Source organism: Spirosoma sp. KNUC1025, from assembly GCF_045160025.1.
In the GTDB taxonomy this organism is placed as follows: domain Bacteria; phylum Bacteroidota; class Bacteroidia; order Cytophagales; family Spirosomataceae; genus Spirosoma.
In genome coordinates, this window is sequence record NZ_CP087139.1 from 829,775 (window position 1) to 852,500 (window position 22,726).

The 22,726-nt window shown below is 45.6% G+C and carries 19 protein-coding genes, 1 tRNA gene and 2 rRNA genes (1 of these 22 only partly in view); 6 read left to right on the forward strand and 16 right to left on the reverse strand.

What is annotated here, in order from left to right; translation table 11 throughout:
- Positions 1–112: 112 nt before the first annotated feature.
- The 4 genes from LN737_RS03620 to LN737_RS03635 all read right to left on the reverse strand — a co-directional run bounded on the left by LN737_RS03620 (position 113) and on the right by LN737_RS03635 (position 3,908).
- Positions 113–793: a sigma-70 family RNA polymerase sigma factor gene (locus tag LN737_RS03620; protein ID WP_405516306.1), complete on the reverse strand. Its 681-nt coding sequence runs from the start codon at positions 791–793 to the stop codon at positions 113–115.
- Positions 794–1,044: 251 nt separating this feature from the next.
- Positions 1,045–1,566 carry a hypothetical protein gene (locus tag LN737_RS03625; protein WP_405516308.1) on the reverse strand — a complete coding sequence of 174 codons (522 nt, stop codon included), beginning with the start codon at positions 1,564–1,566 and terminating at the stop codon, positions 1,045–1,047.
- A gap of 84 nt (positions 1,567–1,650) precedes the next feature.
- The gene (locus LN737_RS03630; protein WP_405516310.1) at positions 1,651–2,451 is read right to left on the reverse strand and encodes a (Fe-S)-binding protein; all 801 of its coding nucleotides are present in this window, start codon (positions 2,449–2,451) and stop codon (positions 1,651–1,653) included.
- Between the two features lie 80 nt (positions 2,452–2,531).
- The gene (locus tag LN737_RS03635; RefSeq protein ID WP_405516312.1) at positions 2,532–3,908 is read right to left on the reverse strand and encodes a 4Fe-4S dicluster domain-containing protein; all 1,377 of its coding nucleotides are present in this window, start codon (positions 3,906–3,908) and stop codon (positions 2,532–2,534) included.
- Positions 3,909–4,050: 142 nt separating this feature from the next.
- Here LN737_RS03635 and LN737_RS03640 point away from each other — a divergent pair.
- Together LN737_RS03640 and LN737_RS03645 are read left to right on the forward strand one after the other, a co-directional pair.
- Positions 4,051–4,123, forward strand: a tRNA-Phe gene (locus tag LN737_RS03640).
- A gap of 219 nt (positions 4,124–4,342) precedes the next feature.
- On the forward strand, positions 4,343–5,269 hold the full coding sequence (locus LN737_RS03645; RefSeq protein WP_405516314.1) for a DUF2279 domain-containing protein: 927 nt from the start codon (positions 4,343–4,345) through the stop codon (positions 5,267–5,269).
- On the opposite strand, the gene LN737_RS03650 is transcribed toward LN737_RS03645, so the two are convergent.
- From LN737_RS03650 to LN737_RS03665, 4 genes are all read right to left on the reverse strand, one after another.
- Positions 5,260–7,095: a MutS-related protein gene (locus tag LN737_RS03650; protein ID WP_405516316.1), complete on the reverse strand. Its 1,836-nt coding sequence runs from the start codon at positions 7,093–7,095 to the stop codon at positions 5,260–5,262. The two genes, LN737_RS03645 and LN737_RS03650, sit on opposite strands and share 10 nt — an antisense overlap.
- 57 nt (positions 7,096–7,152) lie before the next feature.
- On the reverse strand, positions 7,153–7,569 hold the full coding sequence (locus LN737_RS03655) for a Fur family transcriptional regulator (protein ID WP_405516318.1): 417 nt from the start codon (positions 7,567–7,569) through the stop codon (positions 7,153–7,155).
- An 89-nt stretch (positions 7,570–7,658) separates the two neighbouring features.
- Entirely contained in the window at positions 7,659–9,473 is a 1,815-nt protein-coding gene (locus LN737_RS03660) for an ABC transporter ATP-binding protein (RefSeq protein ID WP_405516320.1), read from the reverse strand.
- Between the two features lie 84 nt (positions 9,474–9,557).
- Positions 9,558–10,532 carry a gliding motility protein gene (locus tag LN737_RS03665; RefSeq protein ID WP_405516321.1) on the reverse strand — a complete coding sequence of 325 codons (975 nt, stop codon included), beginning with the start codon at positions 10,530–10,532 and terminating at the stop codon, positions 9,558–9,560.
- A gap of 39 nt (positions 10,533–10,571) precedes the next feature.
- On the opposite strand from LN737_RS03665, the gene LN737_RS03670 reads away from it, so the two are divergent.
- A complete protein-coding gene (locus tag LN737_RS03670; RefSeq protein ID WP_405516323.1) occupies positions 10,572–11,474 on the forward strand; it encodes an outer membrane beta-barrel protein in 903 nt (300 codons plus the stop codon).
- A 12-nt stretch (positions 11,475–11,486) separates the two neighbouring features.
- Here the strand turns inward: LN737_RS03670 and hisF are convergent, their stop codons facing one another.
- The 5 genes from hisF to LN737_RS03695 form a co-directional block, all read right to left on the reverse strand.
- Positions 11,487–12,242: an imidazole glycerol phosphate synthase subunit HisF gene (gene hisF, locus LN737_RS03675; protein WP_405516325.1), complete on the reverse strand. Its 756-nt coding sequence runs from the start codon at positions 12,240–12,242 to the stop codon at positions 11,487–11,489.
- Entirely contained in the window at positions 12,242–12,664 is a 423-nt protein-coding gene (locus tag LN737_RS03680; protein WP_405516327.1) for a GNAT family N-acetyltransferase, read from the reverse strand. Before LN737_RS03680 ends, hisF begins: the two co-directional genes overlap by 1 nt.
- A 6-nt stretch (positions 12,665–12,670) precedes the next feature.
- Positions 12,671–13,390 (reverse strand): 1-(5-phosphoribosyl)-5-[(5-phosphoribosylamino)methylideneamino]imidazole-4-carboxamide isomerase, encoded by a 720-nt coding sequence (gene hisA, locus LN737_RS03685; RefSeq protein ID WP_405520297.1) that lies wholly within the window; start codon positions 13,388–13,390, stop codon positions 12,671–12,673.
- Positions 13,391–13,443: 53 nt separating this feature from the next.
- Positions 13,444–14,031, reverse strand: a complete 588-nt coding sequence (hisH, locus tag LN737_RS03690; protein ID WP_405516329.1) for an imidazole glycerol phosphate synthase subunit HisH — start codon at positions 14,029–14,031, stop codon at positions 13,444–13,446.
- A gap of 252 nt (positions 14,032–14,283) precedes the next feature.
- On the reverse strand, positions 14,284–15,210 hold the full coding sequence (locus LN737_RS03695) for a DUF72 domain-containing protein (protein ID WP_405516331.1): 927 nt from the start codon (positions 15,208–15,210) through the stop codon (positions 14,284–14,286).
- 158 nt (positions 15,211–15,368) lie between these two features.
- Here LN737_RS03695 and LN737_RS03700 point away from each other — a divergent pair, with 158 nt between their 5' ends.
- Complete coding sequence (locus tag LN737_RS03700) at positions 15,369–18,017, forward strand: valine--tRNA ligase (RefSeq protein WP_405516333.1); 2,649 nt, start codon at positions 15,369–15,371, stop codon at positions 18,015–18,017.
- 134 nt (positions 18,018–18,151) lie between these two features.
- Positions 18,152–18,670: a D-glycero-alpha-D-manno-heptose-1,7-bisphosphate 7-phosphatase gene (locus LN737_RS03705; RefSeq protein WP_405516335.1), complete on the forward strand. Its 519-nt coding sequence runs from the start codon at positions 18,152–18,154 to the stop codon at positions 18,668–18,670.
- A gap of 304 nt (positions 18,671–18,974) precedes the next feature.
- Here the strand turns inward: LN737_RS03705 and LN737_RS03710 are convergent, their stop codons facing one another.
- Positions 18,975–20,459: an arginine decarboxylase gene (locus LN737_RS03710; protein WP_405516337.1), complete on the reverse strand. Its 1,485-nt coding sequence runs from the start codon at positions 20,457–20,459 to the stop codon at positions 18,975–18,977.
- A 243-nt stretch (positions 20,460–20,702) separates the two neighbouring features.
- Between LN737_RS03710 and murC the strand changes: the two genes are divergently transcribed.
- Positions 20,703–22,091, forward strand: coding sequence for a UDP-N-acetylmuramate--L-alanine ligase (gene murC, locus LN737_RS03715; protein ID WP_405516339.1), 1,389 nt, complete (start codon positions 20,703–20,705; stop codon positions 22,089–22,091).
- A gap of 84 nt (positions 22,092–22,175) precedes the next feature.
- Here murC and rrf read toward each other — a convergent pair.
- Positions 22,176–22,287 (reverse strand): 5S ribosomal RNA (gene rrf / locus LN737_RS03720).
- A 131-nt stretch (positions 22,288–22,418) separates the two neighbouring features.
- Positions 22,419–22,726: ribosomal RNA gene (locus tag LN737_RS03725) — 23S ribosomal RNA — on the reverse strand (it continues 2,526 nt past the right edge of the window).

The following is a 22,726-nucleotide window of genomic DNA, read 5'->3' on the forward strand; positions in this document are numbered from 1 at the left end:
ATGAAGAGGAGGACGGCAACGACGTTTGCATTGGAAAAGTCTAATTTATTCCAAGAATAATAATACCATTAAGTTATAAGCAGAACCAATTTAGTGTAAGAAAAAGTTCGTTTTATTCTTCATTTTCTTCTTTGTAACCCATCGAAGATGCATAATCACGTAACTTTTCTTTTAACAGGTTGCGGGCACGGTGCAAACGGGAGCGAACGGTTCCAATCGGAATATCTAAAATTTTGGCCATCTCTTCGTAAGTGAATCCTTCGATATCACAAAGAATAATTACGGTCCGAAAATCAACTGGTAACGCATTCAGCGCATTTGCAACTTCATCACCGATTAAATCAGAAACAGACTCAGCCCGAAGGTCAACCGTATGTTCTGACTCAGCATCTTCGGAGTTGTAGGTAGTTTCAACATCCTGATAATCTACCTTAGCTGGCTCCTTACTTTTCTTCCGATAATCGTTAATGAAGCTGTTCTTCAGTATCCGAAACAGCCATGCTTTTGCGTTAGTTCCTTGTTCAAATGATGAAATGAACCGGAATGCCTTTAAATACGTATCCTGAACGAGATCGTTGGCGTCGTCCTCGTCCATTGTTAAACGGAAAGCAAAATTGTACATTGAGTCTATATGAGGCATAAACTCTTTGTTAAAAATCTGATACTTCTGCTCATCGGTATAGCCACGAGTAGGCGTATCAGCCGAGGGCTGGTCGATAGAATCGCCCTCTGGTAGCAATTGGTCGTCGTCGCGAGTTGGCGTATCTGACATAACTTCGGGAATAGTCGCCATAAAAGTAACAGTTAATCGCCGTTTACTATCGGCAATTCTCAACGAATTCATTAATTAGACATATTCTATTCGTTGAGTTTTACTAGAACTGACTGCAAAAATCACTCCTTTGTTCTAAAAAAGAGGCAAAACCAAGGTAATATGACGATTTGGCAGGAACGTTTCTATTTCTGTCAATGTTAAGGCCGCCCATTTACTACGTGTAGTTAGTAAATGGGCGGCCTTAATAGTACGTATCTCTCAGTATTATTTTATCCGGGTAAGACCGTCATCTTTTTAAAATAACGCTTTAGCCAGGAATCAGCTGCCCGAATAAGCCAATTTTTGCTGAACGCAGCTTTTGTATTGACTAAGGTATTAACGACAAGAGTATCAGGCGTAATGGTGCCATCCGAAACAGCATTCTTAAGTGCTGGCAAAACAATTGTTTGGACTGATCCGTCTGCTAATTGAATGGCTGCTGATCGATCAAAAAAATCAACAGGCTCGTTGCCACTCCCAATCTGACGGCCAATATTCTGCAATGTGCGAACAGAGGCATCTATCGAGCAGCCACTTGGCAATGTATAGCCTTCATCCACTCCAACCACGACAAAGCGATTCTTAATCACCTGCGCCGACGCCAGCAGCGGCTGACCATGGGCCTCCCACTGACTTAAAGATGATTTCAGCGCTTCATCTATAGATTTTACTTCACCATCGGTAAGCGGTCGATTCGCCTGATACACCCATACACGGGCGCTTTCGGGTAATGTGTCAAAGTCAACGTACATAGCATTAATGAAGGATATTGAGTTATGAACGTATCAGTAGTTTACAAAACATTACTACCCTGCGTTGTTCATTCTATACTGAAACTACAACCCTTGGCCCTGCGCAATGAGTTCCGAAATGTCGTAAACCCTGACGGAATCCTCCCTATTCTTATTCTTTACACCATCGGACATCATGGTCATACAGAAAGGGCAGGCGACAGCAATGGTATCGGCACCCGTGCCAAGTGCTTCCTCCACCCGTTCGACGTTAACGTCTTTTTTGCCGGGTTCAGGTTCTTTAAAGTATTGGCCCCCACCCGCACCGCAACACAGCCCGTTGGCACGTACGCGTTTCATTTCCACCAGGTCAGCATCAAGTGCTGCTAATACGTCGCGTGGAGCTTCGTATATTTTATTGGCCCGGCCAAGGTAACAGGAGTCATGAAAGGTTATCCGCCGACCTTTAAACGGCTGACCATCTTTAACCCGAATTCGTCCTTCGTTGATCAGGCCCTGCAAAAACTGTGAATGGTGAATGACTTCATAGTTTCCACCGAGTTCGGGGTACTCGTTTTTGAGCGTATTAAAACAATGTGGACAGGCTGTCACGATTTTCCTGACATTATAGCCGTTTAATACCTGAATATTCGACATGGCCTGCATTTGAAACAGAAATTCGTTTCCGGCACGCCGTGCCGGGTCGCCTGTACAGGCTTCTTCTGGTCCAAGCACAGCAAACTTGATTCCAACGTAGTTTAAAATTCGTACGAAGGCAATTGTAACCCGCTTATAGCGATCATCAAAAGAACCTGCGCAACCCACCCAGAAAAGAATTTCGGGTTCGTCACCCGAAGCAGCCATATCGGCCATGGTGGGTACTGTATATTGATTTTCAGTTGACATAATTCGGTAATACTTTGGTTCTTAGTAGATGGGTTACGGTATCCTAATAAGGCTATATCTTGTTTAACGAACCCTAAGCTCTATTTCACTTCATTCACCTGCTCAGCCCAGTTAAAGCGATCGGCTGGCGAAAATTTCCAGGGAGCCATGTTATTTTCAATATTACTAAACATTGCATTCCAGGATGCTGGCGCCTGCGACTCTTCCATAACCCGATACCGACGTAACTGCAGGATAATGTCTAACGGGTTGATGTTTATCGGGCAAGCATTTACACATGCCTGACAGGTGGTGCAGGCATTCAGTTCTTCGGCTGTAATGTAATCGTTCAGGAGTGATTTATCGTCCTTGTAATCGTATCCATGTATTTTCCAGCCGATTTGAATTTCTTCAAGCCGGTCGCGGGTATCCATCATGATTTTACGGGGAGACAATTTTTTGCCAGTAATATTAGCCGGACAAGCGGCTGTACAACGTCCGCACTCGGTACAACTGTACGCATTCATCAGGTTTATCCATTTCAAATCCTGGACATCCTTTGCGCCAAATCTGCCTACTTCAGCGGGTTGCTCTCCGTTGTCATTTGTCTGCGAACCATCCGAATCGGTTGTTACGGGAAGGCCAAGCGCAAGCTGTACCTCTTTCGTTATTTCAGGCATGTTCTGCATCTCGCCTTTCGGCTGGAGGTCTGAAAAGTACACATTCGGGAAACCCAGCGCGATATGCAAATGCTTCGAGTACGTTACGTAAATCGCGAACGCCATAATACCCAGAATGTGTGCCCACCACGAAAAGCGTTCGTATACTATTAATGACGTATCACCGAACCCAGCAAAAAGCGGTTTTAGAAACTGGCTAATCAGAAAATCAGGCACTACGCCCCGCAATTCAGCGTAATGACCAACACCCCGGTCGCGCAGAACGCTATCAGAGGCATTCCAGGTCAAAAAAGCGACCATTAAGAGGATTTCCGCCATAAGAATTATAGCCGCATCTGTGCGGGGCCATCGGGTCATTTCGCGGTGTCGCTCTGGCTGAAAACGGCTCACTTTGGCTATAAATCGACGGCATAAAAAGACGACACAAACGGTCAGAACGCCGAACGCCAGGACCTCAAAGACATCAATCAGAACTGGATAAATGGGCGCAATGTACGGCGCAAACAAGCGGTGCGTACCTAATATGCCATCCAGAATAATCTCCAGAATTTCGATATTAATAATCAGAAAGCCTGCATAGATAACAAAGTGCATTACACCAACCAGCAAATTGGTGAACATCTTCTTCTGACCAAATGCGACCAGCAGCATGGTTTTTAGTCGCTCATCCGCATGGTCGAACCGATTTTCTGGCCTGCCTAACCGAATAACGCGGGTAATGAGCCCGATGCGTTTTGCTATATACCAGCCTGTTGCTGCTAAAGCTAAAACGAACAATATTTGTTGAACAATCTCCATGTCAAATGCGTATTATTTCACTTGATAATCAGCAATGTATACCTGCCGCTACGCTATTACTCAAAAAAAATTCAACTAGTGTATTGGAAAAAGGCATAGAATCCATACTTTTGCACCCACATTTAAACAGCGCGTCTGTTTTGGTGATGTAGCTCAGTTGGTAGAGCAAAGGACTGAAAATCCTTGTGTCGGCGGTTCGATTCCGTCCATCACCACTCCCTTCAAGTAAGCCTTCCTGATCAGGAAGGCTTTTTTATTGGTCTTCGCCTGCCAATTCATTCTTTACTAATTGAACAATAATAGTATGCATGCATACTATTATCCGCAAAGGTACTGCTTTCTGCAAACTTAACAAGTGTTCAAACGAGTTGTTTCGAAGGCTGTCGTGAATCTAATTTTATAACAGTTTCTATGGATACTGTAACTTTTTTAGAGTGCTCCAGTCCTATGCCCACATGGGACTAAAACTTCTATTTCTTTTCTGTTCATTACAATATCCTGTCCTGACCGACTCTATTCCTTGCCCGTCAGATAGCCTTCTTCACACGCTTTCGTACACGACATCTCAAAAAAGACGATTATGGGCTGTTGGTGCTACGTCGCTTCTCACTTTAGGGTCAACATACGCCTATCTGGAACGAACCTGGTGGAATGATAAAGGCGTTCCGTTACATTTCGATGAAGGTCGTGACCTGACTTATGCCAGCGGACTAGATAAAGTGGCTCATCTGATGGGTGGTACGTTTGTAGCGGAAGCTTATTACAATGCCTTTAAGTGGGGAGGAGTTGCCGAACAAAAAGCGCAATGGATGGCGTTAGGTTCAGCCGCTTTCGTAGAACTGAGTATCGAGTTGAAAGATGCCTATTCACCCACGTATGGGTTCAGTTGGCGAGACGTAACGGCGGGTACAATAGGAGGCTTCTGGCCAATGGCTCAACACCGATCAGGCTTTTTGCGGGAATCACAATGGAAATTCAGCTATTGGCAGCAAACGTCCAAGTACTTTAAGGCGAGGGGCATTCCGACACAATGCTTTTCCATCGACGATTACATCAATCAAACGTACTGGTTTTCCTTTTCGCCCAAACGATTCGGTGGGCAACGCTGGCAGCGCATTTGGCCCGACTGGCTACAACTATCTGTTGGAATGGGCCTGGAAGCGGAAACGTGGAATGCAAACAAAGATGGTTTGGGCGGCAGGCATGAATGGTACATCGCTCCAGATATCAATCTGATAAAATTGCTGAAACCACGTAGTTTGGCCGCCAGAACTCTCCTAGGCTTGCTTAAATACGTTAAAATTCCGGTGCCAACCTTGCAGATTGGGCCGAGATTACGTTGGTATTGGCTTTACTTTTGAACTACATCCATTTGAATACCGATAGCCTGCATAAGCTGGCTCGCGTTAAAACTCTTACAGATTCCTGTTCGGAGCTTATAATCGAACATCAGTTCGCCGTTAAGAAGATCGGATTGAAAATGATAGTTACGTACAAAATCATCAGCATTTGTAAGCTGCCCCAATTCCAAATCGTGGGTTGAAACAAAGCCCGACGCCGTCGTCTGGTGTAATTGGCGAATTAACGCTTCGGCACCTCTATGCCGATCTGCCGAATTAGTACCCTTCAAAATCTCATCCAGAAAATACAAGACAGGCAGGCGATCACGGTCTTTTTCTTTTGATTCAGTAGCCGGTTGTTTAGTCAGATTGATAAGCGTCTGAAGCCGCTTTAGTTCAGCGTAGAACGACGACGTACTTTCTTCCAGCGAATCCTGTGTACGCATGCTCGTAAATACACGAACAGGTGAACACCAGAACCGCTCGGCGCTTACTACTGCGCCAGCAAGAGCCAGTACGACATTAGCACCAACTGTACGCAAAAATGTGCTTTTCCCCGACATGTTCGATCCGGTTATTAACATGGTCTGGCCAGTGCCTGATAAGGTCAATGAATTTGGAACACTTCGATCCGGGGGTAGCAACGGATGGGCGGCCGCTGTGAAATCCAGCATAAATTCATCATCGACAATATCGGGAGTGGTATATACCGGATGCGCATAGGCAAAGCCCGCCAGGCTGTTCAGGGCTTCTAATTCGCCTAGCGCTTCAAACCAGCGGTGAAGATCAGGACCATACTCCTGCCTCCAGCGTTCGAGCCTAAACAGGTAATGAACATCCCACAACGTAGCAATGCCGAAAAGCAGATAGAAATAAGGATTACGCCGATAGTTTAGTCCTTCCGTTAATCGGGAAAGTTGCCCAATGGCTTCATTTGCTGAGTGATTGTTAGGTGTCAACGCCTGGTGAACAGACCTTAGTCGAATAGCATCACCCTTTAGTTGCCTGGCCTGCTGAAATAATGCCTGAAAAGATTTTAAAGCTGTCGAAATTTCAAAGGTCTGTTCGCTGACCTCTTTCGCCCGTGCCGACGTTCGGCTTAACAGTAAACCATGTGCGGCTAAGGCAAATAGCACTACAGCACCGGCTATGTAGCCGGTTAACCAGGCTATAAATAAAGCTAACGTAATGATCGGAAATAAAAATCGGGCAATGTTCAGATAGGCAGGCATTGGCGAAATGTCAGCCGCTGTAGCCCATTTAATTAAATCGTCCGTCTTACCTCCAACCGTATTTTCCAGATAAGCTAAAGCTTCAAATTGCTGCCGCCAGTCAATTTGAGGTTGTAATTCAGCAGCAGCCTGTTGACGAAGTCGAATTGTATCGGGGGAAGAAGGTGCTTTTAGCCAGTTAGCCAGCCGATTCTGGCCTGCATACGTGTGGGTGCGATTAAGCAGACGAAAAAGCGAATGCTTGCCGAATACATCCAGATCGCCGGAATAATAGTGCGTTGGGCTGGCAAATTGCTCACCTGTTTCCGGGCGAAGGTACTGACGCTGTAGCCGAGCTGCTTCATCCTGATTGATAAAAGCCAGCTGGTGGTTTAAATCGCGTTCCCGCCGAACATTCTGATGCTTTTTCAGTAAAATTAAAAAGCCAGCTATTCCAATCAACGTAGTGATTACGGCATATATCTGCTGATCGAGCCTACCAAAAAGCCAGACAATAACTACGCTGCCGACAAACCAGATAAGCCTCCAAAAGGCTAATTGATTATACTGACGTTGAGCCGATTGTTCGGCCTGAACAAAGGTTTGCTGACGCTGCAGAAAGGTTTCGAGGGGCATACTAAAAACGCGGGAACAATCCGCGACTGCGTTAAAAATCGCGGGGTAATTCCCACGCTATTTGTTACAACCCTGACAAACACCCTGAATAAGGAGGTTCATTTCTTTGCGGTTGTAGCCGCTGGGCAACGTAACGGTTGGAATACTGACGTCATCCAGACAGGTCGTCTGACCGCAGGCTTCACACTTAAAATGAACGTGATCGTGGTGATGGTGGCCATCCGTACAGGTTTCCCGACAAAGTGCATATTTTGTGCCACCTTCATCATCAAGAACTTTGTGAATCAGCCCTTTATCCAGAAATGTACGTAGCGTCCGATAAATCGTTACCCGATCATGATCAGGACCAAGTCCATTTTCAATGTCGTGATGAGCCAATGCATGACCGGCGCTCAGAAACAAACCCAGCACCTCCTCGCGGCCACTGGTGTGCCGAAGGTTAAAGTCTTTCAGGGTTTTAGATGCATGTGTCATACTTTTTGAAAAAATTGAATCGCGCTCAATGAAAAATAGTTAGCTGTTAATGAATAAACCAAAAATTGTGCATATTCATTTTACGCTGCTTATTTATCATTATCCACTATTTCAAACTGCAGTTTAACCAGGTTTGCATAGATCCCTTCTTCCTGACTGGCTAATTCATCATGCGTTCCTGATTCGGCAATCTGCCCTTCACGCAGTACGTAAATCATGTCGACTTTACGAATCGTGGCTAATCGGTGCGCAATTATTATCGTTGTGCGATCCTGCATCAATTCATCCAGCGCTTCCTGCACCAAACGTTCCGACTCAGCATCGAGCGAACTGGTAGCCTCATCCAGAATCAAAATGGCCGGATCTTTCAGGATGGCGCGGGCAATGGCGATACGTTGCCGCTGTCCGCCCGAAAGCTTGATTCCCCGCTCACCAACCACCGTTTGAAGGCCTTCCGGAAACAACTCAATAAACTGCAATGCATTTGCTTTACGAGCAGCCTCGCGTACTTCAGCCTCCGTTGCACCGGGCTTCCCGTATTGAATATTTTCCATGATTGTTCCGCCAAACAACATAACTTCCTGAGGAACAATGGCAGCATTTTTCCGAAGCTCGGTAATATTAAAGCTATTCAGATCACGATCATCGATCAGGATACGTCCACCAGACAGTGGATAGTAGCGCATCAGCAGTTGCACAATAGTCGATTTGCCGGCTCCGCTCTGACCAACCAGCGCTATTTTCCGACCGGCAGCAACATCGAGCGTAATGCCCTTCAGAACCGGTACGTCGGGGCGGGAGGGATACGAAAACCTAACATCATCGAACTGAATTTTACCCTGCACCGGTACAAACAATGGTAGTTCTTCGTGAGCCTTAACTTCAGAAGGTTCGTGCAGGATTTCCAGAATTCGCTCCGAGGCCCCCAACGTCTGGGCTAATTGAGAATATACATCACCCATTCCTCCCACAGACCCACCAATAAAGGTTGTGTAGACAAGAAACGTGAGCAGATCAGCAAAAGGCATTTCGTTGTTCATCACCAGTGAACCGCCATACCAGACAATGCTGATGATACCACCGAATAGGGCAAAAATGATAAATGACACAAAAATGCCCCGATATTTAGCCGCCTGAAGCGCCATACCGACAACCCGTTGTAAAGCAGTTCCATACCGGTTAATTTCCAGATTTTCGTTGGTAAATGCCTTAACGATGTGTACCGATTGCAGCGTTTCCTCAACCACTACGTTCGCCTGAGCCAGTAAATCCTGTACCTGCTTCGATAGCTTGCGAATAAATCGACCAAAAAATAAAGCCGCTACAATCATCACCGGAAACGTAGCCAGCATAAACAGGGTGAGTTTCCAGGAAACGTAGAGAATTATCCCTGTGCCGATGATCAGCGTAGCCAGTTGCCGAAACAATTCCGCCAATGTCAACGTGAATACGCTCTGCAATTGCGAAACATCCGCCGAAATTCGACTGGTTAATTCACCGACACGACGCTGCTCGAAAAACGTAATTGGCAACGTAATGATTTTAGCGTAGGTAGCCTGGCGTACATCGGCCATTGCTCGCTCACTTACCTGCGAGAAAAAATAAATCCGGCAGAATGAAAAAAGCGACTGTGCCACCAATACGCCCACAAAAAACAGAACGACCTGATTTAATGTAAAGGCCGACTTACCCTGAATAACGCTCGTGATCTGACCAATGAGCAGTCCAAAGCTCATGGTTGTTCCTGTAGACAGGATTAGAAAAATAAACCCAATCGCATATTTAACCCGGTACGGTTTTACAAATCGAAAGATACTTAGCGCTTTGTTGATACCTTCCCGAGTAAATTTTGCTTTCTTTTCTTTGCTGGCTTCGTCGCCAAAACTCTCACTTCGCTTTGCCATTATTAGTCGATAATCGTCAGGCAGTTAGTTGGTTAGTAGATTTGATAAATTTCAACACCAGCGACTCCCGCTTGAAGACGTTTTTTACTCTTTTTGTCCTTTATAACCCGACTGCTCAAAAATCTGTCGGGCATCCGCATTACGCATCAAATCAGCAATACTTCCCCCACTGTGGGTATCATTATATCGGCCTACGATCCGCCAGCCCACCCAACGGCCAATTGCGCCCGGACAAGCCTGCCCGATTTCGGCAGTGAATGGCCGCTCATTCAAATATCGCTGTTTTATGGCTGGATTCGTTTGATAGAGCAGTTGATTATCAATAAAATGTGCCCAAACAACATCCTGCGCATTAAACGTTTGGGTGAGTTGTTTGTCTGAGTATCCGATGACCAGACTGTCGGGTACACTGGGTAGCATGGTTGCGGTAAATACGTAGCCTTTGCCGTAATAGACCATATCGGCCAGCATGGTTTGATCCTGGCGATTGGTAGCGTTATATTTATCAGAAATAGCAAAAACAATAGCCGGAACAATGTAATCCTTATCGTAGCGTCGTAGAATGTATTGTGGATACTCCGGACCTTGCGGACGATATTTAGCCTTAGGGCCAGCAAAGTAGTCGATACCAATAATGATCAGGCTATCCGTAACGACAAGATCGGGACCCATAAACCCCGTTACCATCGTCGCGACTTTGGGTGTGCGGAAATCGGGAAAGTTCTTTTTAATCGTTGTGAATGCCTGAGCCAATTGAGTCCGCAGATCGGCCATATCGCCAAATTTGTCCTCAATCTGCTGATCGAATTCAGTAAGTGCCGGATTGTTAACCCGGTTAGTCAATTCCCTAACGACGGATGTATCATTTCCGGCCCCATTCGCGTTAAAGTACAATTGAGCAATATTCGGATACCGATTCAATAAGGTCTGAATTTTATCAGGAGATTTACTGGCAAAGAGTTGCTGGTCGAACCGGATAAGCGTAACATCTTCGTTTTTAGTACACGAAGCCAGAAAAAACAAACAAATAAGGCCCAAAACGGCCACTTGTATCCGCATGAAAATCACGAGTTTCCAATATAGAAAACGTGCAAAATTATGAAAAAAGTTGCAGGGTTAGGATTGATTTTGATCATACTAACGCTTATTGATAGTTTGGCGCAATCGACGTCGAATGCACTTTACAATCTGCGAACCAAAGAATCGAACGTAACCGAAAAACGATTTCGAAAAATTCTGGGCGATAATTACGACGGGCAGGATGACAACCGCCGGGGTTATGACGATGACCGCAAACGGCGTCGGCGTAAACAACAGCAAACCGATGCCGATGCCAATGAAAACAACGGCTATGGATCGGGCCCTGATTATTCCTGGCCAACAAAGCTTATCGAGATGAGCATTCGGTTTGCCCCTTCGCTGGACATTAATACCGCCGAAGGGCAGGGAAACTATATAGGTTTTCGGCCCAATGGGGTAGGTGTCAGAATGAGCGTAGGGCCGACTCTGGATTACTTTTTCTTTAAAAATCGCTACGCTTTCAGTACGGGTCTCTGGTATACCATCAAGCGGTCGGGTTTTCAAATGCCGGGTACGTTTGGGGAGAGTGTCTGGAATCCGGGCGCTCCTGAAAAAGAGTCGGTTTACAATTTGCAATATCTACAACTCCCGGCTACTGTAAAGTTGTTTGCCAACAACATTGCGCCAAACATTCGGCTATACATCCAAACAGGTGGACTGTTCAGCATAAAATTGGCCGAAAAACCACTGAATGAACCACGTAATGGACTTTATACCGCCGAGAGTGGGGGAAGCCGACGACAATATGGTTTTGGCGATGTTGAATTGTTGCTGGGAACCGGTATCCAGTACAAAATCAACCAGAACAACGCGTTTAACCTCGGCATGAGCTATCAGCGTGGGCTTATAAACGTAGCGCGTGGCAGCGAATTGATTTCTAAAAACCGGGTTGTTTCGCTGGAGCTTGGCTTCAAATTTTAAGCTCTTCTGAAATCAGATGCGCATCTCAATCCCTTTTTCGTGTAAATAACCTTTGAGGGCTGGAATTTCAATTTCCTTAAAGTGAAAAATACTGGCAGCCAGTCCGGCATCGGCTTTTCCGGCGGTAAATACGTCGACAAAATGATCCATTGTTCCGGCTCCACCCGAAGCAATTACGGGAATGTTGGCAGCACCAGAAATTTGCGCGGTTAGCTCAAGCGCAAAACCGGCTTTGGTTCCATCCGTATCCATAGAAGTCAACAAGATTTCGCCTGCCCCTCGCTCCTCCACTTCCTTTGCCCAGGCAATGGTACGCAACTCCGTTGGTTTGCGGCCACCATGCGTGTGTACGATATGTTCGCCATTTACGTAGCGCGTATCGATAGCTACAACTATGCATTGACTACCAAACTCCAGCGCCAACTCATTGACGAGATCGGGGTTGCGAACGGCCGACGAATTTATCGAAATCTTGTCGGCACCCGCATTCAATAAGGCGGATACGTCTGCTACAGACGAAATGCCGCCACCGACTGTAAATGGAATATTTATGGTATGCGCTACGTTCCGAACGAGCTCAATCAGGGTTTTGCGTTCGTCAACGGTTGCTGTGATATCCAAAAAAACCAGTTCATCAGCGCCCTGTTCGGCATATACAGCGGCCAGCGCAACCGGGTCGCCTGCATCGCGCAGGTTCACAAAATTCGTGCCTTTGACGGTGCGGCCATCTTTTATATCGAGGCAGGGAATAATACGTTTGGTAAGCATCAGTACGCAGTAAAAGTTTTGGTAGTCATGGTATTTTCAGGATTGTCAATCGGCTTAAAGCCAAATTGCTCATATAACCCATGCGCATCGCGCGTAACGAGCAGGATTCGTCGTAAGCCCTGTAGTGCTGGATAGGCCATGATATACGCTATAAGTTGTTTCGACAGGCCTTTTCCGCGATGTTCTGGTAGAATAAATACGTCGGCCAGATAACCGAACGTGGCCGTATCAGTAACCACCCGCGCGAATCCTACCTGATTATCAGCCTGATAAATACCAAAACACAGTGAATTGTCAATCGAACGCTGAACAATCTCAATTGGAATATTCAAACTCCAGTAAGCTTCCTGACTCAGAAACTGGTGAATCGTCGGGATGTCTAACCGTGCCTTGTCGGTACTTATGACATAAACACTGTCCATTTCAACTTATCCGTTAATCGTTTGTAATTCTTTCAGCGTTACGCGCCCCTCATAAATTGCCTTGCCGACAATAACGCCGAAAACGTTCATATCCGCTAAGGTTTCAATGTCAGCCATGTTGCTGACTCCACCACTGGCAATGACATGCAGATCTGGAAAACGATCCTGAAGGTTACGGTACAGGTCGAAGGATGGCCCCTGCAATAAACCATCTTTCGCTACGTCGGTGCTGATAACGTACTTGATTCCGTTTTCAACCCATTTTTCCACAAAATCATAGACCCATACTTCCGTTGATTCTTCCCAGCCGCTGACGGCAATTTTCTCGTTTTTAGCATCAGCGCCCAGAATAATTCGGTCAGCACCATGCTGCGAAAGCCAACGTTCCATTACGTCAGGTTTTTTAACAGCGATGCTGCCTCCTGTAAGCTGTTTGGCGCCACACTCAAACACAATTCGCAAATCGTCGTCTGACTGAACCCCACCCCCAAAGTCGATGTGTAATTTGGTTTTGGAGGCAATTAACTCCAGCACTTTCCAGTTGACAACCCGTTTTTCTTTAGCGCCATCAAGGTCTACCAGGTGCAGGCGCGTCAGACCAGCATCTTCAAATTGCTGAGCCACCTCCAATGGGCGGGCGTTGTACTCTTTTTTCTGGTTATAGTCGCCCTGAGTCAGCCGGACGGCTTTGCCTTCGATAAGGTCAATTGCGGGGATAATGTGCATAAGTACCACGGACATAATGCCCGTAATTAATACAGGCGGACATAATGCCCGCATTACAATTTCAAAAAATTCTCTAACAGCTGTTGGCCAGTGTTGCCGCTGATTTCAGCATGAAACTGAGCTGCGTAAAAATTATCCCGGTGTAGCATTGCGCTGAAGGGACGAACGTAGTCACAAACGGCCGTGGTTTCGGCTGTCACATCCGCTGCATAGCTGTGCACAAAATACACATAAGCTTTTTCGGGCAAACCGGCTGTCAGGGGGCCGCGCAAATCGTAAATACTATTCCAGCCCGTATGCGGAACTTTAAAACCAGGCTGCGCCGGAAAACGCCGAACATCAATATCAAAAATGCCCATGCAGGTTGTGTCGTTTTCCTCAGAATACCGGCACATCAACTGCATACCAACGCACGTTCCCAGTACTGGCTGTTTCAGGGAAGGAATCAGTTTATCCAGGCCTCGTTCGCGCAGATAAGCCATAGCAGTACTTGCTTCGCCCACACCCGGAAAAATTACTTTATCAGCCGAACGTATTTCAGTCTCATCATCGGTTAGTAAATAGCTGGCTCCCAAGCGTTCCAGCGCGTACATCACCGACTGAACATTTCCTGCATTGTATTTAATTATGACTGTTTTCATAGTAAAATGAACAGTATTCAGTGGAGAATGAATAACAGCTTCTGATACGTATTACATTATTTATTCTCCACTAACATCACAAAGCCCGGCTCATTGGCAGAACCGGGCTTTGTATATGTGGTCATCAGGATTATTTCACCGAACTCACAAACACGAGCATACTGTTCTGCTGCGTTACCGCTCAGAATGATGATGCCGATGTTGTGTAGCTACTAAATTCATAGGGCAAAGGTACAGGCTTGTAGCTGTAAATCAAAACAAACTACCCTGTACTACTTTCGGCTGGAGAACGGGCTCACGAAGATTCAAATCGCAATGTTTATTTAGTTCTCGAACCCAATATGCAATCAACTCCGGTGCAGTGTCGTTGTCGCCACCACCATGGATAAACAGATAAGCCGTTTGCAGTCCCTTTTCAAACCAGGCTTTAAGTCGCTGTATCCAGGCGTCCGTACGTGTGTAGTCGGTCGGATGGCCTTCGTTGGCGATGAAGCGAAGCGTAAGGACCGGACTGCTCAAGCCCATATGCAGTACATCACGCCGACCCGCTACGTCTGTAATTACTACGTGTCGATGAAGTCCATACAGTCGTTCGAGCGTTTGCTCCCAGACCGTGGATTTACTGAACCAGTCGGGATGCCTGAACTCAACCGCTACGTCCAGTTCGTCGGGTAAGCTTTTCAGGTACGCTTCTAAAACGGGCCACCTGTTCGGCCCAAACGTTGGTGGCAATTGCAGAAACGTCATTCCCAGAAATTCTTCTAAACTCAGCACAGCATTAACAAACTCTTCTGTTAGTGCTTCAGCAGCAACCAGTTGTCGTTCATGACTGATCATTTGTGGAAATTTAGGGCAATATGTAAATCCAGTGCGATCTGGCGAACCGGCAGCCTCCGCTTTCCATTTGTCAATCATACCAACGGTTGGTATCTGATAATGCGTCAGATTCAACTCAATCGTGTTGAACTGCCGAACGTAGTAGTGCAGGAAATCCCGTTCTTTCGCTGTAGATGGATACACTTTTCCAACATAATCTTTGTTAGCCCAGACAGGTCCGCCAATAAATACGATAGGGCGAGTCGATGGGTCAACACCAGCCCAGATCCGTGCGTTGAAGGTGGCACCGGGTGGCAGCGTAAGATTAACTGCGTCGAGGTTATGTATTTTTCCAAAATCCATAGGCTTCCTGATGAAGTGTTGCTGTAAAACTGGCAAAGAAGGGGTTTCGTTTTTTCGCCCTATCCAATTTAACTAATTTTGTTTTTTATCTGTAATTCCAATGTTGGTTTTACTGTAGCCTACTGCTTAGGAATAACCAATAAGGGTTTCATCTGATTATGATTTCAAAGACATACGCCCCCCAGGAAATTGAAGAAAAATGGTATCAATACTGGCTTGATAACCAATTTTTCAAATCCGTTCCCGATGATCGGGAGCCTTATACGGTTGTCATTCCGCCACCGAACGTAACGGGTGTGTTGCATATGGGCCACATGCTCAACAACACAATTCAGGACGTACTGGTACGTAAGGCTCGTATGGAGGGTAAAAATGCCTGTTGGGTACCCGGCACTGATCATGCCAGCATTGCTACGGAAGCCAAAGTAGTAGCCATGCTCAAAGAACGGGGCATCAGTAAACAGGATTTAACCCGCGAAGAATTTCTGGAGTATGCCTGGGAATGGACGCACAAATACGGTGGAATCATCCTTCAGCAGTTGCGCAAATTGGGTGCCTCCTGCGACTGGGACCGTACTCGTTTTACGATGGAACCGGCTCTGTATGATTCCGTTATCGACGTATTTGTTGACCTCTACAACAAAGGGCAAATCTACCGGGGTGTACGTATGGTTAACTGGGACCCACAGGGCCGCACAGCCGTTTCGGACGAAGAAGTTATTACAAAAGAAATTCAGCAAAAACTGGTTTATATCCGGTATGAAATAGCGGGGAGCAAGGAGCAGGGAGCAGGGGATGAACAAACTCCTGACTACATCACCATTGCTACTGTTCGGCCAGAAACGATAATGGCCGATGCAGCCATTGCCGTTAATCCAAATGATGAACGCTATAAACACCTTCACGGCAAAAAAGCGCTTATCCCGCTAATTAACCGGGAGATTCCGATTATTACAGATGACTACGTAACGATGGACTTTGGCACGGGCGGCCTGAAAGTTACTCCTGCCCATGACCCGAACGACTATACCTTAGGTATCGCACATAATCTGCCGGTACTGGACATCATAAACGAAGACGGTACGCTGAACGAGAAGGCGCAAATTCTGATCGGGATGGATCGCTTTGCCGCTCGTAAGGCCATCATCAGGATGCTGGAAGAATCTGGCAATCTGGTTAAGACAGAAGATTACAAGTCGAACGTAGGTACTTCCGAACGGACGGGTGCCGTTATTGAGCCGAAACTTTCGCTGCAGTGGTTCCTCAAAATGGAAGAATTGTCGAAACCGGCGTTTACGAACGTAATGGACGATACCATTCAGTTGGTTCCACCGAAGTTTAAGAATATGTATCGGGCCTGGATGGAGAACGTACATGATTGGTGTATCAGCCGTCAGCTATGGTGGGGCCACCGGATTCCGGCGTTTTACATGCAGGATGGAACAATAATTGTAGCTAAAAATAAGCACGAGGCTCTGGAAAAAGTGCAGCATGAAAAGTTGCTGTTTGCCATGACCGAAGCTGATCTGACCCAGGACGAAGACGTACTGGATACGTGGTTTTCTTCGTGGCTATGGCCAATGTCGGTATTCAATGGGATTGAAGATCCGACCAATGCGGATGTTAATTATTACTACCCAACCAACGACCTCGTTACGGCACCTGAAATTCTATTTTTCTGGGTAGCCCGGATGATTATTGCTGGGTACGAATACCGGGGAGAGAGGCCGTTCAAAAACGTGTACCTAACAGGTATTGTTCGCGACAAGATAGGCCGTAAAATGTCGAAATCGCTTGGTAATTCACCTGATCCGCTAGACCTCATTGAAAAGTATGGAGCCGATGGTGTGCGAACAGGCATGTTGTTTAGCTCGGCCGCTGGCAATGATTTGATGTTCGACGAAAAACTGGTTGAGCAAGGACGTAATTTCAGTAACAAAATCTGGAATGCATTCCGGTTAGTAAAAGGCTGGACAATCGAAGCGGGTAACAATGAATCACTGGATTTGCCCATCAAATGGTTTGAATCAAAGCTGAATGCTACGTTGATTCAGATTGAAGATGATTTCAGTAAATTCCGGATTTCGGATGCCCTGCAAGCGGTTTATAAGTTAATCTGGGACGATTTCTGTTCGCAGTATCTGGAGCTGATCAAACCTGGTTTTGAGCAGCCAATCGATCGTGCTACGTATGAAGCAACGATTAGTTTCTTTGAGCGGCTGATGACGTTAGCGCATCCGTTTATGCCATTTATTACGGAAGAAATCTGGCAGGATATTCTTGACCGGAAAGAAGGTGATAGTATCTGTATCTCACCTTTTCCGAAAGCGGGTGAAGTAGATAGTCAGATTCTGACTGACTTTGATACGTTGTTTGAAATTGTTACCAGTGTTCGAAACATACGGAACTCCAAACAGATTTCGCCAAAAGTCGCTTTGCCGTTAGCTATAAAAACTGTTACGCCTGACCGATTTAAGCCACTCGAAGCACTGTTATGTAAAATGGCGAATGTTGACAATGTTAGTTACGTTCAGGATAAAGCCCCGGGAATTACGTTCCTGATAAAAACCGATGAGTTTTTCATTAACCTGGTCGGTGAAATCGATACAGAACAGGAAATCGCTACCACTCGCAAGGAGTTAGATTATTATATCGGTTTCCGAGATTCGACTCTCAAAAAGCTGTCGAATGAAAAGTTCGTTGCAAACGCCAAACCGGATGTCGTTGAACGTGAGCGGCAAAAACTTGCAGATGCGGATGCCAAAATTCAGGCGTTAGATCAGCGCTTACAGGATCTTAATGTGTAATTTAGAATTTGCTATTACACTCATAATGAGGAATCTGTAATTCCTTATAAAAAGATCATATGTTTTTACAGCGCAATAATACAACTATTTGGCTAAATAATTGTATTATTGCGCTGTAAAAGACAACCTCATCAATGAACAAGTGCATCTTCCTGGATCGCGACGGTGTATTAAATGAAGATCGGACAGATTACGTCTATCGGATTGAGGATTTTATTATCCCCGATGGCGTTCCTGAAGCACTACGTTTGTTAAAAGAAGCGGGTTATCTACTTATCGTTATTACAAACCAGGCGGGGATAGCCAAGGGACTATACACACGCAACGACGTAATGGCATGCTATAATTACCTGCAGGAGCAATGTGGCTGGTTGATCGATGATATTTATTACAGTCCTCATCACCCGAAATACGATACAGAGTCGCTAACCCGAAAGCCGAACTCCTTACTTCTTGAAAAGGCCATTGCCAAATACGATATCGAACCCGATGCATCCTGGATGATTGGCGATGCCTTGCGGGATATGCAGGCAGGTAAGCGCGTAGGTGTACGAACGGTACGTATTGCGCATGAACCCCAACTCTCAGCTGAGTGCGATGGCTGTGCTACTAATCTGCTGGAAGCCTCTCAATTTGTTCTTCAATATGCGTAAACAAAAAATCTCCACCTTTTTGAAAGCGTGGAGACTCTGATTCAATACGTAACTATTTCTTAAACACGCGCTTGAGTCGGTGTAGCAATATGCTTCTGTACACTGCCGTAAGCCGGACAGTTAGCTTTACGTGAGCATGCTCCAAGTGATAACGTTGCCAGTATAGTTGTCAAGATTAGTAGCTTTTTCATGAAGTCGTTTACGCTTTTGTGATAACCTTCAGATTGTTAAACGAATATAATTCTTATACGTGTATATTTTTCGTTAAGAGCAGGAATTAATTCCTGCTCTTAACAATTCCAATTTAATTATCTTCTTTCACCAGTTCGACCTCTTCCTCGCGTTCTTCAGCGGCTTCGGTGGCTTCCAGCTCGGTCATGCCAGGCTCAGCACCCCCATAACCTAATATTTTGAGCATTACTTCGCTATTCTGCTCTGGTGCAAACAAGCGCGTTCGGAGGTTACCCTCTTCATCCTTATCGACAATTACATGCTGTGGCGCCGGAATCAAACAATGCTGAATGCCACCGTAACCACCCAGTGATTCCTGATAAGCACCTGTATGGAACAACCCAATGTACTGATCTTCGGTATCCTGATCGAAAATGGGCAGGTATAAATCGGCACTATGGGCTTCAGTATTATAGAAATCATGCGAGTCGCAGGTTAAGCCCCCAAGATTCACCTTTTGGTAAGGGTTATCCCAGTTATTTACCGACAGCATGATGTATTTCTGGCCCAATCCCCATGAATCGGGCAACTGAGTAATAAACGAACCATCAATCATATACCACAGCTCTTTATCATTCTGTAGTTTCTGATCGATTACTTTATAGATAACAGCACCACTTTCACCCACAGTATAAGAACCAAACTCGGTGAAAATATGCGGCACTGGTACGTTATTTTTATTGCAAATCCACTGAATGCTTTCCACGATTTGATCAATCATGGCCTGATAATCGTACGTAAACTGGAACGACGTCTGAATCGGCATACCGCCCCCAATATCAATAGAATCAAGATCAGGGCACATCTTTCGCAGTTCGCAGTATTTGTACATAAAGCGACTTAATTCGCTCCAGTAATAGGCACTATCTTTAATACCCGTATTAATGAAGAAATGAAGCATTTTAAGCTTAAACTTCTCATTAGGCTGGATTTTGCTACGGTATAATTCATTCACATCACTGTATCGAATTCCCAACCGTGACGTATAGAACGCGAAGTTTGGCTCCTCATCTGTAGCAATCCGAATCCCGAAATTGACGGTATCAGCCGTTACTGAATTCTCATAAGCCTCAATCTCTTTGAGATTATCAAGGACAGGAATACAGTTTGTGAATCCATCATTGAGGAGTTCACTAATGTATTGAGTATAGAGCGGTCGCTTGTATCCATTGCAGACGATGTACGTGCTTTTAGATACCTTACCCATCTTAACTAATTCCCGGATAATAGGAATATCGTAAGCCGACGAAGTTTCGAGGTGAATGTTATTTTTCAGTGCCTCTTCAAGTACAAACCGAAAGTGGGATGACTTCGTACAGTAACAGTACGTGTAATTCCCCTTATAATTATACCGTTTTATAGCATTTTTAAACAGCAGTTTAGCATGTTCGATATGCTCTGTTATTTTCGGCAAATACGTTAGCTTCAGGGGCGTACCGTATTGTTTGACAATGTCCATCAAAGGAACATTATTGAACATCAGTTCATTATTCTCGACATTGAACTCCCGTGTTGGAAATTCAAACGTCTGGTCAATCAGGTCATAGTATGTCTTCATCCCTACGTTCGACGCATAAAATGGGGCTTGTGGTTGGACAAAACAGGCGCGAATTTGGGCCTGAAAATTGGGCTATGCAAATAGAATAAATCTGCATTGTAATCAACGAAAAAGTTGAGCCTTTGATTCGTAATCACATAAATTTATTAGAATCGACGGATCGATCGTTTCGCAAAAGCACCCGGCAGGTTATCAAATCAAAAAGAAGCGTAATTTTGCTAATGACACAGATAAATTTTTAGAATGCCCCAAGCCATCCATTTCATTTCAATTGGCGGTAGTACAATGCATAGCCTGGCTGTAGCGCTTCAGCAGCAGGGATACATAGTTACCGGTTCGGACGACAATATTTACGAGCCTTCTCAATCCCGACTAAAGCAACACGGTCTACTACCTGATAATACGGGCTGGTTCCCTGAGAAAATCCATTCTAATTTGTCGGCAGTCATCGTAGGAATGCATGCCCGTAAGGATAATCCGGAACTGATGAGAGCCATAGAACTGGATCTTCCTATTTACTCATACCCAGAATTTATCTATCAGCAGAGTCAGCAGAAGCAACGGGTAGTTATTGCTGGAAGCCATGGTAAAACAACCATTACGGCAATCATTCTACATACGCTGAAATTTCATAATCGCGTTTTCGACTATTGGATTGGCGACCCAATTGATGGCTTTGATTCAACAGTTAAATTAACAACTGGAGATAACGATTCTGCTGCGCCGGTCATTATCATTGAAGCTGATGAATATGCCTCGTCGCCGGTTGATTCCCGACCAAAATTTCTTAATTATCAACCGCATATAGCGCTTATTAGTGGAATAGCCTGGGATCATGTTAATACCTATCCAACCTGGGAAGAGTACGTCGATCAGTTTGAGCTACTTGCCGAAGCTATGCCTAAAGCAGGGATTCTAATATTTGATGAATCTGATAACATGCTTGATGTTATTGGTCAGAAAGAGCGGGAGGACATTACTAAAATACCTTACGTTGCTCATTCAAGTGAGATTCGTAATGGACTGACGAGTCTTGTGACAAAGCAGGGTCTTAAAGTCCCCATTCAGATTTTTGGCGAACATAACATGAAGAACATCACTGGGGCCATGACGGTTTGTGACCGTATTGGCATTACAGAAGAACTGTTCTACAAGGCAATACCTTCTTTTAAAGGTCTGCCTTATCGTTTAGAGAAAATTACTGGATATGACGGTCAAATCTTATATCGTGATTCGGCCCAATCGCCGGCTAAAGTTGAAGCGACTACAGCGGCAGTAAAACATCAGCATCCCGATCAGAAACTACTCGTCGTTCTTGAATTGAAAGCTGTTTCCGAACTGAATAAGCCCTTTCTGGAAGAATACAAAGGCACGCTTGACGAGGCTGATGAAGCTCTTGTCTACGTTGATCAGCAGGATTTGGCAAATTCAGATCAATCTGATTTTGTTACTCCCGACAGAATACGCAAAATTTTCGATAATAAGTCTATTCGCTTGTTTACAGATGTAGCGGACTTGCGAAATAACTTGGCCCAGCAACAAAGCCCATCTACAGTGCTTTTAGTGATGAGCTCCGAAAAAAGCGAACTAATGGATTGGAATTCCTTGATAAATAAGGATCAACACGCTTAAATTTTTGCTTCTTTTCCTACATCTGCTATGTAGCGGGCACAAAAAAGGGGGTCTGTCCAGCTGGACAGACCCCCTAGGTTTCAAAGGTGGCACCTACCTACTCTCCCACTTGTGACAGCAGTACCATCGGCAGTACGGGGCTTAACGGCTCTGTTCGAGATGGAAAGAGGTGTCCACCCGCCTGACCAGCACCAACCTGTTGACTCTTCAGTGGCCGACCCCTCGGTCAGCCCAATACCCTTGTGTCTTATGCCCCACAGAGAGAGATCCGGATCCAATCATCAACTAAACAACCTTCACACACAGCTACGTCTTCAGAACAACACCACCAACACGCGTCCGGGGTCATTAGTACGGCTCAGCTCAACGCATCTCTACGCCTACACCTGCCGCCTATCCACGTCGTCGTCTCCAACACCCCTTTATACCGGAACACTCATCTTCAGGCCAGTTTCGCACTTAGATGCTTTCAGCGCTTATCTGATCCGCACGTAGCTACTCGGCCGTGCCTGCGGCCAAACAACCGATCCGCCAGCGGTGCGTCCATCCCGGTCCTCTCGTACTAAGGACAGATCCCGTCAGTATTCCCACGCCCACCACAGATAGGGACCGAACTGTCTCACGACGTTCTGAAC

Excerpts from the sequence above, each read along its gene's own strand:
- hisA (WP_405520297.1), bottom strand. The coding sequence starts at position 13,390 with ATGCACATTATCCCCGCAATTGACCTTATCGAAGGCAAAGCCGTCCGG.
- LN737_RS03625 (WP_405516308.1), bottom strand. The coding sequence starts at position 1,566 with ATGTACGTTGACTTTGACACATTACCCGAAAGCGCCCGTGTATGGGTG.
- LN737_RS03655 (WP_405516318.1), bottom strand. The coding sequence starts at position 7,569 with ATGACACATGCATCTAAAACCCTGAAAGACTTTAACCTTCGGCACACC.
- hisH (WP_405516329.1), bottom strand. The coding sequence starts at position 14,031 with ATGAAAACAGTCATAATTAAATACAATGCAGGAAATGTTCAGTCGGTG.
- LN737_RS03665 (WP_405516321.1), bottom strand. The coding sequence starts at position 10,532 with ATGCGGATACAAGTGGCCGTTTTGGGCCTTATTTGTTTGTTTTTTCTG.
- murC (WP_405516339.1), top strand. The coding sequence starts at position 20,703 with ATGCCCCAAGCCATCCATTTCATTTCAATTGGCGGTAGTACAATGCAT.
- LN737_RS03660 (WP_405516320.1), bottom strand. The coding sequence starts at position 9,473 with ATGGCAAAGCGAAGTGAGAGTTTTGGCGACGAAGCCAGCAAAGAAAAG.
- LN737_RS03630 (WP_405516310.1), bottom strand. The coding sequence starts at position 2,451 with ATGTCAACTGAAAATCAATATACAGTACCCACCATGGCCGATATGGCT.
- LN737_RS03705 (WP_405516335.1), top strand. The coding sequence starts at position 18,152 with ATGAACAAGTGCATCTTCCTGGATCGCGACGGTGTATTAAATGAAGAT.
- LN737_RS03635 (WP_405516312.1), bottom strand. The coding sequence starts at position 3,908 with ATGGAGATTGTTCAACAAATATTGTTCGTTTTAGCTTTAGCAGCAACA.
- hisF (WP_405516325.1), bottom strand. The coding sequence starts at position 12,242 with ATGCTTACCAAACGTATTATTCCCTGCCTCGATATAAAAGATGGCCGC.
- LN737_RS03695 (WP_405516331.1), bottom strand. The coding sequence starts at position 15,210 with ATGGATTTTGGAAAAATACATAACCTCGACGCAGTTAATCTTACGCTG.
- LN737_RS03620 (WP_405516306.1), bottom strand. The coding sequence starts at position 793 with ATGGCGACTATTCCCGAAGTTATGTCAGATACGCCAACTCGCGACGAC.
- LN737_RS03710 (WP_405516337.1), bottom strand. The coding sequence starts at position 20,459 with ATGAAGACATACTATGACCTGATTGACCAGACGTTTGAATTTCCAACA.
- LN737_RS03680 (WP_405516327.1), bottom strand. The coding sequence starts at position 12,664 with ATGGACAGTGTTTATGTCATAAGTACCGACAAGGCACGGTTAGACATC.
- LN737_RS03700 (WP_405516333.1), top strand. The coding sequence starts at position 15,369 with ATGATTTCAAAGACATACGCCCCCCAGGAAATTGAAGAAAAATGGTAT.
- LN737_RS03650 (WP_405516316.1), bottom strand. The coding sequence starts at position 7,095 with ATGCCCCTCGAAACCTTTCTGCAGCGTCAGCAAACCTTTGTTCAGGCC.
- LN737_RS03670 (WP_405516323.1), top strand. The coding sequence starts at position 10,572 with ATGAAAAAAGTTGCAGGGTTAGGATTGATTTTGATCATACTAACGCTT.